This window comes from Streptomyces sp. W1SF4 (assembly GCF_003950035.1).
GTDB classification, from domain to species: domain Bacteria; phylum Actinomycetota; class Actinomycetes; order Streptomycetales; family Streptomycetaceae; genus Streptomyces; species Streptomyces racemochromogenes.
In genome coordinates this window covers 3,154,578-3,167,815 of record NZ_CP034350.1, presented here as the reverse complement: position 1 = coordinate 3,167,815, position 13,238 = coordinate 3,154,578, and the positions used below count along the sequence as shown (strand labels likewise).

Below are 13,238 nucleotides of genomic sequence, written 5' to 3'. Positions count from 1 at the left end.
ACTCTTTACGCGATAACCACATTGTGAAACGCCCGTTGCCGCCTGTCCTACGGACCTCGACCCCTGGCGGATCAACGGAGGCGGTCCTGCGCCTATGGTTGCTCCCAGCAATCCCAGGACCACCCTGCCCCTCTAAGGACAGCGATGCCCGCCAATGAATCCGGACCTTCCGTCAAGAAGAAGGGACGACGCGCACGCCTGCTCGTGCTCGTCATGGTCCTGGCGCTCTTGGCGGGCCTCGGCTACGGCGCGTACTGGAGCGTGGACACCGTGCGCGCCTCCTTCCCGCAGACGACCGGCTCCCTCAAGGTCCCAGGCCTGACCGGGTCGGTTGATGTGAAGCGCGACGAGCACGGCATTCCGCAGCTCTACGCAGACAACGACGAGGACCTCTTCCGCGCACAGGGCTTCGTGCACGCCCAGGACCGGTTCTGGGAGATGGACGTCCGCCGCCACATGACCGCCGGCCGGCTGTCGGAGATGTTCGGCTCCGGCCAGGTCGAGACGGACGCCTTCCTGCGCACCCTCGGCTGGCGCCACGTGGCGCAGGAGGAGTACGACAAGAAGCTCTCGCCGGAGACGAAGAAGTACCTCCAGGCCTACGCCGACGGGGTCAACGCCTACCTGAAGGGGAAGTCCGGCAAGGACCTCTCCGTCGAGCACGCCGCCCTCAAGCTGACCGACGACTACAAGCCGGAGCAGTGGACGCCGGTGGACTCGGTGGCCTGGCTCAAGGCGATGGCCTGGGACCTGCGCGGCAACATGCAGGACGAGATCGACCGCTCGCTGATGACGAACAAGCTCTCGCAGGCGCAGATCGACGAGCTCTACCCGCCGTACCCCTTCGACCGGAACAAGCCGATCGTCGAGGGCGGCACCGTCTCCGGCGGCAAGTACGCCCCCCAGGGCACCCCGGGCTCCGGCTCGACCGGCACGGGCAGGGGCACCGGCACGGGTACCAGCGGCACGGGCAACGGCACCACCGGCACCGGCACCGGCACCGGTACCGGCACGGGCGGCACCACCCCCGGCGCCGGCTCGCAGGCCACCCCCAACGGGGCGACGGGCCCCACCGGCCTCGCCGACAACGCCACCGCCCAGGGTGCGAGCGCCGGCCTGCGCACGCAGCTCGGCTCCCTCGCCAGGACCCTGGACGAGATCCCGGCCATCCTCGGCCCCAACGGCAGCGGCATCGGATCGAACTCCTGGGTCGTCTCGGGCCAGTACACGACCACCGGCAAGCCGCTCCTCGCGAACGACCCGCACCTCTCCCCGCAGCTGCCCTCGGTCTGGTACCAGATGGGCCTGCACTGCCGCGCCGCCTCGCCCCAGTGCCAGTACGACGTGGCCGGCTACACCTTCTCCGGCATGCCCGGCGTGGTCATCGGCCACAACGCCGACATCGCCTGGGGCATGACCAACCTCGGCGCCGACGTGACCGACCTCTACCTGGAGCAGGTCCGTCCCGAGGGCTACGTCTACGACAACAAGGTCGTCCCCTTCACCACCCGTGAAGAGGAGATCAAGGTCGCGGGCGGCAAGAGCAAGAAGATCACCGTCCGCACCACCAACAACGGGCCGCTGATCTCCGACCGCAGCGACGACCTGGAGACCGTCGGCTCCCGCGCCCCCGTTCCCAGCTCGGCCCCCGACCGCGGTGACGGCTACGCCGTCGCCCTGCGCTGGACCGCCCTGGACCCGGGCAAGTCGATGGACGCCGTGTTCAAGCTGAACCGGGCCAAGGACTTCAACAGCTTCCGCGCCGCCGCGGCCGACTTCGAGGTCCCCTCGCAGAACCTGATCTACGCCGACAACAAGGGCGCCAACGGCAACATCGGCTACCAGGCCCCCGGCCGGATCCCGATCCGCAACCAGGGCGACGGCCGCCTGCCGGCGCCCGGCTGGGACCCCAAGTACGCCTGGAAGGGCGGCCGGGACGGCAACGCCGGCTACATCCCGCAGAACGAGATGCCCTGGGAGCTCAACCCGGCGCGCGGCTACATCGTCACCGCCAACCAGGCCGTCACCGAGTCCGCCCCCGCCGGCGCCGCCGCCCCCGGCAGCGGCAGCGGCGGCGCTGCGAACGCCGCCGCCGGCAAGTACCCGTACGTCCTGACCACGGACTGGGGCTACGGCGCCCGGAGCCAGCGGATCAACGACCTCATCGAGGCGAAGACCAAGGACAGCGGCAAGATCTCCACCGATGACATGCGCACCATGCAGATGGACAACAGCAGCGAGATCGCCGCGCTGCTGACCCCGATGCTGGCCAAGATCCAGGTCTCCGACCCGGACGTGCGCTCGGCGCAGAAGCTGCTCGAAGGCTGGAACTACACGCAGGAGTCCGACTCCGCGGCGGCCGCGTACTTCAACGCGGTCTGGCGCAACATCCTCAAGCTGGCCTTCGGCGACAAGATGCCGAAGGAGCTGCGGGTCGAGGGCAGCTGCATGAACGTCAGCGAGGAGAGCACCGGCCCGAACGACGACCTCACCAAGACGGTCCGCGAGTGCGGTACGCGCGGCCCCGACTCGGCGCAGCCGGACGGCGGCGACCGCTGGTTCGAGGTGGTCCGCCGGCTGGTCAAGGACGAGAAGTCGCCGTGGTGGACCGCCACCCCGAAGACCGTCCACGACAAGCCGATCAAGACCCGCGACGAGCTGTTCGCCCGGGCCATGGAGGACGCCCGCTGGGAGCTGACCGCCAAGCTCGGCAAGGACCAGTCGACGTGGAGCTGGGGCCGGCTGCACCAGCTGACGCTGAAGAACCAGACGATCGGCAAGGAGGGCCCGGGCTTCATGCAGTGGCTCCTCAACCGCGGCCCGTGGAATGTGGGCGGCGGCGAGGCCACCGTCAACGCGACCGGCTGGAACGCCTCCAGCGGCTACGAGGTCACCTGGGTGCCGTCGATGCGGATGGTCGTCAACCTCGGCGACCTGGACAAGTCCCGCTGGATCAACCTGACCGGCGCCTCGGGTCACGCGTACGCCGGCACGTACACGGACCAGACGTCCATGTGGGCCAAGGGTGAACTGCTGGACTGGCCGTTCGCGAAGGGCGCCGTCGACAAGTCGACAGTGGACACCCTGACGCTCAAGCCGTGAGCGCGGCGACGGCCGCCCGGCCGCTCACGCGGTAAAGCGCACCACCCCCGACGGGGTGGCCACCGCCTGGACGGGGTGGTCGTGCGGTTCCTCCGGGACCCGCGCGACCACCTCTTCGTCGTACAGGAGCACCACCAGCGCGGGATGCGCGCCGGCCCGCTCCAGCCGGGCGAGCACCCGGTCGTACGAGCCCCCGCCGCGGCCGAGCCGCATGCCGCGCCCGTCGACGGCGAGCCCGGGCAGCAGCACGGCGTCGGCGCCGGTCACGGCGTCCGGGCCGAGCGGTGTGCCGGAGGGCTCCAGCAGCCGCATCTTCCCCGGGTGGGCGGCTTCGGCGAGGCTGTCCGGGCCGTCGTACGCTGCCCAGTCGAGGTCGTTGTCCGGGAGCAGCAGGGGCAGCAGCACCCGCTTGCCGGCCGCGCGCAGCGCGTCGAGCAGTTCGCGGGTGCCGGGCTCGGCGCCGACGGAGACGTACGCGGCGACGGTGTGGGCGCCGTCGAGTTCGGGCAGGGTGAGGGCGGAGCGGGACAGGGCCCGGGCCGCCGCGTCGCGGGCCTCGGGGGGCAAGGCGCGGCGGGCGGCCAGGAGTTCCCGGCGCAGGGAGGCCTTTTCGGGTACGAAGGGGTGGTTCCCGGGCGGGTTTTCTACCACAGTCTCGTCACAATTCCTTTCACATATGAATCAAGTCGGGCATATTCACTGGAACCCCGCTGGGTCTCCTGTACGACCCACTATCGTTCTGCCCATGACTCAGTCGCACCCAGTGATCAAGAAGGCCGTCATCCCGGCTGCGGGGCTCGGCACTCGGTTCCTCCCGGCGACCAAGGCGACCCCCAAGGAAATGCTCCCGGTCGTGGACAAGCCGGCCATCCAGTACGTCGTCGAGGAAGCCGTATCCGCCGGGCTGGACGACGTCCTGATGATCACCGGTCGTAACAAGCGGGCCCTGGAGGACCACTTCGACCGGAACTACGAGCTCGAATCGGCTCTGATCGCCAAGGGTGACGACGACCGGCTGAAGAAGGTCCAGGAGTCGAGCGACCTGGCCACCATGCACTACGTCCGCCAGGGCGACCCCCGCGGCCTCGGCCACGCCGTCCTGTGCGCCGAGCCGCACGTGGGCGACGAGCCCTTCGCCGTCCTCCTCGGCGACGACCTGATCGACCCGCGCGACCCGCTGCTGCGGCAGATGGTCGACGTCCACGCCCGCACCGGCGGCACCGTCATCGCGCTGATGGAGGTCGACCCGTCCAGCGTCCACCTCTACGGCTGCGCCGCCGTCGAGCCGACCGCCGAGGACGGCGTCGTCCGGATCACCGGCCTCGTCGAGAAGCCGGAGCCCGCCGAGGCGCCCAGCAACTACGCGGTCATCGGACGCTATGTCCTCGACCCGGCGATCTTCGGCATACTGCGGGAGACCGAGCCGGGCCGCGGTGGGGAGATCCAGCTCACCGACGCCCTGCAGAAGCTGGCCGCCGACGAGAGCGTGGGCGGCCCGGTGCACGGCGTGGTCTTCCGCGGCCGCCGCTACGACACCGGGGACCGGGGTGACTACCTGCGGGCCATCGTCCGACTCGCGTGCGAACGTGAGGACCTGGGCCCGGAGTTCCGCACCTGGCTTCACCGTTACGTCACGGAGGAGATGTAGCACCTTGAGCAGTTCCGCACCGCAGGACACCGGCCGGCACCGTCTGTGGTCGGTGGACGAGCACCTCGCGGACGTACTCGCCGCCGTCCGGCCGCTGGAGCCCATCGAGCTCCAGCTGCTGGACGCCCAGGGCTGTGTCCTGGTCGAGGACGTCACCGTGCCCGTCGCCCTGCCGCCCTTCGACAACAGCTCGATGGACGGGTACGCCGTCCGCACGGCCGACGTCCAGGGTGCGAGCGAGGAGTTCCCCGCGGTGCTCGCCGTCATCGGCGACGTGGCGGCGGGCAGCGGCGAGCTGCCCACCGTCGGCCCCGGCCAGGCCGCCCGCATCATGACCGGCGCCCCCCTGCCGCCCGGCGCGGAAGCCGTCGTCCCGGTCGAGTGGACCGACGGCGGCACGGGCGGCGGCGCCGCCTCCGGGATGACCCCGGCCAGCGCCGCACCCGAGGGCGCGGCCGGCGAGGTACGCGTCCACCGCGCGGCCGAGGCCCGGGCGCACGTCCGCTCGCGCGGCAGCGACGTACAGGCCGGCGACCTCGCGCTCGCCGCCGGCACCGTCCTCGGCCCGCCGCAGATCGCACTGCTGGCCGCGATCGGGCGCGGCACCGTGCGGGTCCGGCCCCGCCCGCGCGTGGTCGTCCTGTCCACCGGCAGCGAGCTGGTCCAGCCGGGTGAGGCGCTGACCCCCGGGACGATCTACGACTCGAACAGCTTCGCGCTGGCCGCCGCCGCCCGCGACGCCGGCGCCATCGCCTACCGCGTCGGTGCGGTCGCCGACGACGCCGAGACCCTGCGCTCCGCCATCGAGGACCAGCTGATCCGGGCCGACCTGCTCGTCACCACCGGCGGGGTCTCCGTCGGCGCGTACGACGTGGTCAAGGAGGCTCTGACCGCCGCCGGGTCCGGCGAGGGCGACGAGCCCGCCGGCGGCGGCGTCGACTTCCGCAAGCTCGCCATGCAGCCCGGCAAGCCGCAGGGCTTCGGCACCATCGGCCCCGACCACACCCCGCTGCTGGCGCTGCCCGGCAACCCGGTGTCCTCGTACGTCTCCTTCGAGCTGTTCGTGCGCCCCGCGATCCGGACGCTCATGGGTCTGCCGGAGTCCGAGGTGTCCCGGCCCGGTGTGCGCGCTGTGCTCAAGGCCGACGAGCCGCTCCGCTCCCCGGCCGCCCGCCGCCAGTTCCTGCGCGGGAAGTACGACGCCGAGGCCGGCACCGTCACCCCGGTCGGCGGATCGGGCTCACACCTGATCGCCGCGCTCGCGCACGCCGACTCGCTGATGGTCGTACCGGAGGACGTCACCTCGGTGGAGCCCGGGGCCGAGCTGGAAGTGATCCTGCTCGGCTGAGCGGCCGCCGGTGCGGGTAGCGTGTTGCATCACACAGGCCCCAGGCTCCAGGGGGCCCGGAGCGGGAGCGGCACGCAGACATGAGTACGCAGAGCAGGCTGACGCACATCGACGAGGCCGGCGCGGCCCGGATGGTCGACGTCTCCGAGAAGGACGTCACCACCAGGACGGCGCGCGCCAGCGGACGCGTCCTCGTCTCGCCGCGGGTGATCGAGCTGCTGCGCGGCGAGGGCGTGCCCAAGGGTGACGCCCTCGCCACCGCACGGATCGCCGGGATCATGGGGGCGAAGAAGACCCCCGACCTGATCCCGCTGTGCCACCCGCTGGCGGTCTCCGGGGTGAAGGTGGACCTGAAGGTCGCCGACGACGCCGTCGAGATCCTCGCCACGGTCAAGACCGCCGACCGTACGGGCGTCGAGATGGAGGCGCTGACCGCGGTCGCGGTCGCCGGCCTCACCGTGATCGACATGGTGAAGGCCGTCGACAAGGGCGCGGTCATCACCGACGTGCGGGTGGAGGAGAAGACCGGCGGCAAGTCCGGCGACTGGACCCGATCGTGAACCCCCCGCGCGGCGGCGAGGTCCACAGCCACAGCCACAGCCACGGAGCGGTCACGGCGCCGGATCCGGCGGGCGCGGCCCCGCGGCCCACGGCGGGGCGCGCCCTGGTCGTCACCGCCTCGAACCGCGCCTCGCAGGGCGTGTACGCGGACAAGGGCGGCCCGCTGCTGGCCGAGGCGCTGGAGGGGCTGGGCTTCACGGTCGACGGCCCGCGCGTGGTGCCGGACGGCGACCCCGTCGAGCAGGCGCTGCGCGAGGGAGTGGCCGGCGGCTACGACGTCATCCTGACCACCGGCGGCACCGGCATCTCGCCGACCGACCGGACCCCGGACGCGACCGCCCGCGTACTGGACTACGAGGTGCCCGGCATCCCGCAGGCCATCCGCGCGGAGGGGCTGGCCAAGGTACCCACCGCCGCCCTGTCGCGGGGCCTGGCGGGCGTGGCCGGCCGCACCCTGATCGTGAACCTGCCCGGTTCCACGGGCGGGGTGAAGGACGGCCTCGCGGTGCTGTCGCGGATCCTGCCGCACGCCGTCGACCAGCTCCGGGGCGGGGACCACCCCAGACCTGACGCGGCGCCCGGGAGCCCGAGCTGAACGGCCCCTCCTGGCCGGTGGTGCTGGCGGACGGCGATGTCACGCTCCGGCCGATAAAGCTGCGGGACCAGCGTGCCTGGCGCGAGGTCAACCAGCGCAACCGCGACTGGCTGCGGCCGTGGGAGGCGACGATCCCGCCGCCCGCGCCGTGGGGGCCCGTCATCCACAGGCCGACATATCGACAGATGGTCCGCCACCTGCGGGCCGAGGCGAACGCGGGCCGGATGCTGCCCTTCGTCATCGAGTACCGGGGGCGGCTGGTCGGTCAGCTGACGGTCGCCGGGATCACCTGGGGCTCGATGTGCGCCGCCCACGTCGGCTACTGGGTGGACCGGGACGTGGCCGGCCGCGGGGTGATGCCGACGGCGGTCGCGCTCGCGGTGGACCACTGCTTCCAGAAGGTGGGGCTGCACCGCATCGAGGTGTGCATCCGGCCCGAGAACGGTCCCAGCCGCCGGGTCGTGGAGAAGCTCGGCTTCCGCGAGGAGGGGCTGCGGCCGCGTTATCTACATATCGACGGGGCGTGGCGCGACCACCTGGTCTTCGCGCTGACGGCGGAGGAGGTCCCGCAGGGGCTGCTGCGCCGCTGGCACCGCACGCGCAGGCGGGAAAGTCCCCCGCCGACACCCACCCCGTAAGCAGGTAATCGCAAAAGCGTTCGAATTGTTGAGCGATTCGCCCATAACCTGATCCGAAGAATCACAAAAAAAGTCGGTGATATCAGCCGGATCGTGCGACACACCGGCCCAATTGGCTGATCCTCCCGGGCGCGCCCCTCTACGGTGTGAGGTGTGAGCAGCAGCGGCCTCATCTACGCAGTCATCGTCGGGGCCTGGGCCGCCTACTTGGTGCCCATGTGGCTCCGGAGGCAGGACGAGCTGAACGAAGCGCGTCCGACGGAACGCTTCTCCACTGCCATCCGGCTGCTTTCCGGCCGGGCGGGAATGGAGCGCCGTTACGCCAAGGGGCTGCGTGAGCGCGGTGAGGATCAGGCGGAGGCCCAGCCCCACGCGGACCCGGAAGCGGCGACGGAAACGGTGAACTCCGTGGACGCCGACGCCCGGGCCTTCGGCGTGCCTCCGACCAGGGCCGAGCCGAGATCCGTTGAGGCCGAACGGGTCCGCCGGCAGCAGCGCCTCCAGGTGCTCGCCCGCCGTCGGCGCACCACGGCACTCCTCTTCCTCGCGTTCAGCGGCGGCGCGGTCGCCGCGGCCGTCGGCGGGATCCGCTACCTGTGGGCCCCCGCCGTCCCCGCCCTGCTGCTGAGCGCCTACATCGTGCACCTGCGGGTCCAGGAGCGGCGCCGCTACGAGTTCACGATGGACCGGCGGCGCGCCGAGGCGGCCGCCCGCAGCCTGCGCGAGAACCGCCCCCAGCGTCACCGGCAGCAGCCCGAGCCCGCCGCACCCGACGGCGGCGCCGAACCGGACCCCGCCCCGCCGGTCTCCCCGCAGGAGGCCGGGCGCCGGGCGCTCGTCGAGCAGACCGACCACGCCGAGTGGGTGGACCAGCAACGCGAGCGCGAGCGCGGCCCCGCCCGCGGCGACAGCTGGGAGCCCGTACCGGTCCCCCTGCCGACGTACGTGACGGCCCCGGTCGCCCCCCGCGCCACCGGCCCGGTCAACCCGGACGGGTGGAGCGCGGCCCGCTCCAGCGCCGCCGAACCGACCGACCCCCGCCTGCGCGCCCAGCCGGCCGTACCGAAGCCGGCGGAACCGGGTCCGGTCGTGCAGCCCGCCCCGCCCCGCCCCCGGGGCCGCGACCTCGGCCGTACGCCGCTCTTCGACCAGTACGAGAGTGACGACCGGCCGCGCGCCGCCAACGAGTGACGGGTGACCTGCGCGGACCCTCCCGACAACGCGTTTTGGAGCACCCGCGCGGGGATGCTAATGTTTCACACGTCGCAAGGGCCTGTGGCGCAGTCTGGTAGCGCACCTCGTTCGCATCGAGGGGGTCTGGGGTTCAAATCCCCACAGGTCCACAGACGACAGTTCTCGGATAGCTACCGGGAATCGTCACGAGATCCCGTCCGGTCGAAAGACCGGGCGGGATCTCGGCGTTTCCGGGTCCGTGTTTCCCCGGCCCTTGTTTTCCGGCCCCTGCTTTCCGCGCCGCCGCCGAAATCCGTCGGGAATCCGCTGGTTGGGCGGCGTACGGCATCGCGACAATGGTCCGCATGGTGAACGGGGACGGGGCCGTCGCCCAGGCGTGGGAAGCGCTGGGCGGGCACGGCGAGTTGGCGGGACGGGTCGGATTCACGGGGCCGAGCGGGCTGGAGGGTCCACTGCCTGTACGGGAATTGGCGCGGGCCTGCGTCGGGGTGTGCGGGCTGGCGGCGGCCGAGCTGGCCGCCGTACGGGCCGGGGGCACGGCGCTGGACGCGGCCGCGGTCACGGTGGACGAGGGCGCCGTGGCCACGGCGTTCGTCAGCGAGCGGCACCTGCGGGTCGAGGGCCGGGCGCCGGTGAGCTTCGCGCCGCTGTCCGGGTTCTGGCGGGCGGCCGACGGCTGGGTGCGGACCCACGCCAACTACCCGCACCACCAGGCGGCCCTGGTACGGGCGCTCCGTGTGCCCGCGACCCCGGAAGCGGTGCGGGAGGCCCTCGCGGGCCGGAGCGCCGTCGAGGCGCAGGAGGCCGTCTACGCGGAGGGCGGGCTCGCCGTCGCGGTGGCGCCGGAGTACGGGGAGCCGCGGCCGCTGGTGGAGTGGGTGCGGGGCCCGGGCGGCGGCCGCCCACCGGGGCCGGGCGCGCTGCCCGCGTCCGGGGTGCGGGTGCTGGACCTGACCCGGGTCATCGCCGGGCCCGTCGCGACGCGGACGCTGGGACTGCTGGGCGCCGACGTGCTGCGGATCGACTCCCCGTCACTGCGCGAGGCGGACGACGCGCACGCGGACACCGGCTTCGGGAAGCGATCCGCGCTGCTGGACCTCGGGGACGCGGCCGGCCGGGCGGAGCTGGACCGCCTCCTGGCCACCGCCGACGTGGTGGTGACGGGATACCGGCCGGGCGCGCTGGAGCGGTTCGGGCTGGGCGCGCGGGAGCTGCTGGAGCGGTTCCCGCGGCTGGTGGTGGCGCAGCTGTGCGCGTGGGGCTGGACCGGGCCCTGGGCGGGGCGCCGGGGCTTCGACTCGCTGGTGCAGGCGGGGTACGGGATCGCCGCGCGGTGCGCGGGCGAGGACGGGAAGCCGGGGGTGCTGCCGGCGCAGGCGCTGGACCACGGCACGGGGTACCTGCTGGCCGCGGGCGTGCTGCGGGCGCTCGCGGAGGGCGGCGGCCGGGCGCTGCGGTTCTCCCTCGCCGGGACGGCGTCGTGGCTGGTGCGGGAGGTGCCGGCCGCGGGGGCGGCGGTGCCGGGGTACGCGCCGGAGCCGTGGCTGCGCGAGGCGGACTCCGGGTACGGGGTGCTGCGGTACGCCGCGAGCCCGTTCGGGGACTGGGGGCGGGGGCCGTCCCGGTGGGGCGCGGACGGGGCCGGCTGGCTCGGCCGCTGAACCGGCGGAACGGCCCCGCGGGGGCCCGGCGGCGCCCGCCGCACGCCGGGCGGTGCCGGTCGGCGGCCGGGCCGGCGCGGTCGGACGCGGGGCCGGCGCGGTCGGAGGCCGACGGGCGCGGTCGGAGGCCGACGGGCGCGGTCGGAGGCCGACGGGCGCGGGCGGCGCCGCCGGGCCCGGCGGCGTCGGTCAGGCGTTTGCGGTGGCGTGCAGCGGCTTGGCCATGCAGCGGCTGGAGGGGTAGTCGCGGTAGTAGCCGAACTTCTCGGACAGGGCGTAGCCCGAGGAGAGGTAGAGGGCGATGGCCTCGGGCTGCTTGTCGCCGGTCTCCAGGACCATGCGGGTGCGGCCCGCAGCGAGTGCGTCGGCCTCCAGCTCGGCGAGGATGCGGCGGGCCAGGCCCAGGCCGCGCGCCCGCGGGACGACGTACATGCGCTTGATCTCGGCGTCGCCGTCCGAGTAGCCCTCGTCGTTCTTCTCCTGGCGGCGCCAGGCGCCGCTGGCCACGGGGTGGCCGGCGTCGTCGTAGGCGAGCAGGTAGAGGCCGTTCGGCGGGAGGAACATCGCCGGGTCGAGGTGGGTGGCGTCGCCCTCGCCGTCGTAGCGCTGCTGGTACTCGACCTGGACCTGCGCGTCGAGCGCCGCCGCGTCCGGGTGGTCGTACGGCACGGCGCGGATGTTTATACCGTGAGACATTCGAATATCGTACGGATCCCTCCCGCTATGGTGCAGGGATGCTCACCGTGACCTCCGTGAATGTGAATGGGATCCGCGCCGCCGCCAAGAAGGGGTTCGTGGAGTGGCTCGCCGGATCCGACGCCGACGTCGTGTGCCTCCAGGAGGTGCGCGCCGAGGAGGCGCAGATTCCCGCGGAGGCCCGGGAGCCCGAGGGCTGGCACACCGTGTTCGCGCCGGCCGCCGTCAAGGGCCGGGCCGGTGTCGCCCTGTACACGCGGCGCGCGCCCGAGGCCGTACGGGTGGGCTTCGGCAGCGACGAGTTCGACGCGTCGGGGCGCTACATCGAGGTCGACCTGCCCGGCGTCACCGTGGCGAGCCTGTACCTGCCCTCGGGGGAGGCGGGCACCGCGAAGCAGGACGAGAAGTACCGGTTCATGGAGGAGTTCCTCGGCTACCTCGGGGCGCTGAGGGTGCGGGCCGCCGCCGACGGGCGGGAGGTCGTGGTGTGCGGCGACTGGAACATCTGCCACCAGGAGGCGGACCTCAAGAACTGGAAGACCAACCGCAAGAACGCCGGCTTCCTGCCCGAGGAGCGGGAGTGGCTGGGGAAGGTGTACGCGGAGGCCGGGTACGTCGACGTCGTGCGCGGGCTGCACCCGGACACGGAGGGGCCGTACTCCTGGTGGTCCTACCGGGGCCGGGCCTTCGACAACGACGCGGGCTGGCGCATCGACCTCCAGGTCGCGAGCCCGGGGCTGGCGGCGAAGGCCGTGAAGGCCTTCGTCGAGCGTGCCGAGACGCACCCGGAGCGCTGGTCGGACCACGCACCGGTGACGGTGGTCTACGAGCTGGGCGTCTGAGGGGCGCGCCGGCCGGGCGGCCACGGTGCTGGCGTCGGCCGGCGGTGCCCCAAGCCGGCGGTGCCCAAGCCGGCGGTTCCCGTGGCGGCTACGGCCGCTGGTGCAGGCGGTCCATCGCCATGGTGAGCTCCGCCTCGACCACGCTCTTGGCCAGCGGGCGCAGCCGGGTGACGGCCTCCTCCCCGAGGTGGGCGGAGATCAGCCCGGTGAACAGCTCCGCCAGCGCGTCGGCGTGTTCGCGGACCCGTCGGCCCGTCTCCAGCACCGCCGACAGCGGCACGCCTTCGCGTACCAGCGCGGAGGAGACGTCCAGCAGGCGCCGGCTGACGTGCACGATCGCCTCGCCGTCGGTGGCGACGTAACCGAGGTCGAGTGCGGCCGCCAGGTTCTCCGGGGTGACCTCGCCCTCGAAGTAGTCGGCCAGTAGCTCCGGCGAGAGCCGGACCGGGGTCTCCTCCGAACCGCCGATGCCGAGCAGTTCGCCGAGCTGGCCGACGTCGCGGCCCTTCTCGAAGGCGGCGGTCAGTTCGGCGATGCCGCCGAGGGTGTGGCCGCGGTCCAGCAGGGCGGCGATGGTGCGCAGCCGGGCCAGGTGGCGTTCGTCGTACCAGGCGATGCGGCCCTCGCGGCGTGGTGGCGGGAGCAGCTTGCGCTCGCGGTAGAAGCGCAGCGTGCGCACCGGGATGCCGGCCGCCTCGGCCAGCTCCTCCGTCCGGTACTCGCGCCCGCCCTCGCGCTCCACTGGCTCCACGGTTTCCACGGCGGGCCGCGCCCCTCTCGTCGCCGGTCTGTCCACCCCCGCAGCCTAGGGGGTGCCCTGTGGATCATGCCGGGGCCGGTCCGCGGGGCGTCCGTAAGGAGTACTCGCGGTAACTTTCCCGGCGCGACCCCTACCCATGGGTACGGAGCTGCTCTACTCTCCCGATTGTGCCAGTGATTGCTGGCAACGTTGC

Annotated in this window: 12 protein-coding genes and 1 tRNA gene; 10 read left to right on the top strand and 3 right to left on the bottom strand. The window is 73.0% G+C overall.

Features of this window, described 5'->3' with window-relative positions; translation table 11 throughout:
• Window positions 1-144: 144 nt before the first annotated feature.
• A complete protein-coding gene (locus tag D1J60_RS14585; RefSeq protein WP_125821386.1) occupies window positions 145-3,102 on the top strand; it encodes a penicillin acylase family protein in 2,958 nt (985 codons plus the stop codon).
• Between the two features lie 24 nt (window positions 3,103-3,126).
• Here D1J60_RS14585 and D1J60_RS14580 read toward each other — a convergent pair whose 3' ends face one another.
• Window positions 3,127-3,753 carry a 5-formyltetrahydrofolate cyclo-ligase gene (locus D1J60_RS14580; RefSeq protein ID WP_125821385.1) on the bottom strand — a complete coding sequence of 209 codons (627 nt, stop codon included), beginning with the start codon at window positions 3,751-3,753 and terminating at the stop codon, window positions 3,127-3,129.
• Between the two features lie 94 nt (window positions 3,754-3,847).
• Between D1J60_RS14580 and galU the strand changes: the two genes are divergently transcribed.
• From galU to D1J60_RS14540, 8 genes are all read left to right on the top strand, one after another.
• Window positions 3,848-4,750, top strand: coding sequence for a UTP--glucose-1-phosphate uridylyltransferase GalU (gene galU / locus D1J60_RS14575; protein ID WP_125600574.1), 903 nt, complete (start codon window positions 3,848-3,850; stop codon window positions 4,748-4,750).
• 4 nt (window positions 4,751-4,754) lie between these two features.
• Window positions 4,755-6,098, top strand: a complete 1,344-nt coding sequence (glp, locus tag D1J60_RS14570; RefSeq protein ID WP_206436526.1) for a gephyrin-like molybdotransferase Glp — start codon at window positions 4,755-4,757, stop codon at window positions 6,096-6,098.
• Window positions 6,099-6,178: 80 nt separating this feature from the next.
• Entirely contained in the window at window positions 6,179-6,658 is a 480-nt protein-coding gene (gene moaC, locus D1J60_RS14565) for a cyclic pyranopterin monophosphate synthase MoaC (protein WP_125821384.1), read from the top strand.
• A 104-nt stretch (window positions 6,659-6,762) separates the two neighbouring features.
• Entirely contained in the window at window positions 6,763-7,254 is a 492-nt protein-coding gene (locus D1J60_RS14560) for a MogA/MoaB family molybdenum cofactor biosynthesis protein (RefSeq protein WP_125600586.1), read from the top strand.
• A 17-nt stretch (window positions 7,255-7,271) separates the two neighbouring features.
• Window positions 7,272-7,892: a GNAT family protein gene (locus tag D1J60_RS14555; protein ID WP_125600580.1), complete on the top strand. Its 621-nt coding sequence runs from the start codon at window positions 7,272-7,274 to the stop codon at window positions 7,890-7,892.
• A 153-nt stretch (window positions 7,893-8,045) separates the two neighbouring features.
• Window positions 8,046-9,083, top strand: a complete 1,038-nt coding sequence (locus tag D1J60_RS14550; RefSeq protein ID WP_125821383.1) for a hypothetical protein — start codon at window positions 8,046-8,048, stop codon at window positions 9,081-9,083.
• 78 nt (window positions 9,084-9,161) lie between these two features.
• Window positions 9,162-9,235, top strand: a tRNA-Ala gene (locus tag D1J60_RS14545).
• Window positions 9,236-9,430: 195 nt separating this feature from the next.
• The gene (locus D1J60_RS14540) at window positions 9,431-10,747 is read left to right on the top strand and encodes a CoA transferase (protein ID WP_125821382.1); all 1,317 of its coding nucleotides are present in this window, start codon (window positions 9,431-9,433) and stop codon (window positions 10,745-10,747) included.
• Between the two features lie 189 nt (window positions 10,748-10,936).
• Here D1J60_RS14540 and D1J60_RS14535 read toward each other — a convergent pair whose 3' ends face one another.
• On the bottom strand, window positions 10,937-11,443 hold the full coding sequence (locus D1J60_RS14535) for a GNAT family N-acetyltransferase (protein WP_125599697.1): 507 nt from the start codon (window positions 11,441-11,443) through the stop codon (window positions 10,937-10,939).
• 38 nt (window positions 11,444-11,481) lie between these two features.
• Between D1J60_RS14535 and D1J60_RS14530 the strand changes: the two genes are divergently transcribed.
• Window positions 11,482-12,285 (top strand): exodeoxyribonuclease III, encoded by an 804-nt coding sequence (locus D1J60_RS14530; RefSeq protein WP_125821381.1) that lies wholly within the window; start codon window positions 11,482-11,484, stop codon window positions 12,283-12,285.
• A gap of 88 nt (window positions 12,286-12,373) precedes the next feature.
• Here the strand turns inward: D1J60_RS14530 and D1J60_RS14525 are convergent, their stop codons facing one another.
• Complete coding sequence (locus D1J60_RS14525; protein WP_241253267.1) at window positions 12,374-13,045, bottom strand: MerR family transcriptional regulator; 672 nt, start codon at window positions 13,043-13,045, stop codon at window positions 12,374-12,376.
• Window positions 13,046-13,238 lie beyond the last annotated feature (193 nt).

Bases quoted from the DNA above. Each gene is read 5' to 3' on its own strand.
- D1J60_RS14585 (WP_125821386.1), top strand. From the start codon at position 145: ATGCCCGCCAATGAATCCGGACCTTCCGTCAAGAAGAAGGGACGACGC.
- D1J60_RS14535 (WP_125599697.1), bottom strand. From the start codon at position 11,443: ATGTCTCACGGTATAAACATCCGCGCCGTGCCGTACGACCACCCGGAC.
- D1J60_RS14530 (WP_125821381.1), top strand. From the start codon at position 11,482: ATGCTCACCGTGACCTCCGTGAATGTGAATGGGATCCGCGCCGCCGCC.
- galU (WP_125600574.1), top strand. From the start codon at position 3,848: ATGACTCAGTCGCACCCAGTGATCAAGAAGGCCGTCATCCCGGCTGCG.
- D1J60_RS14540 (WP_125821382.1), top strand. From the start codon at position 9,431: ATGGTGAACGGGGACGGGGCCGTCGCCCAGGCGTGGGAAGCGCTGGGC.
- moaC (WP_125821384.1), top strand. From the start codon at position 6,179: ATGAGTACGCAGAGCAGGCTGACGCACATCGACGAGGCCGGCGCGGCC.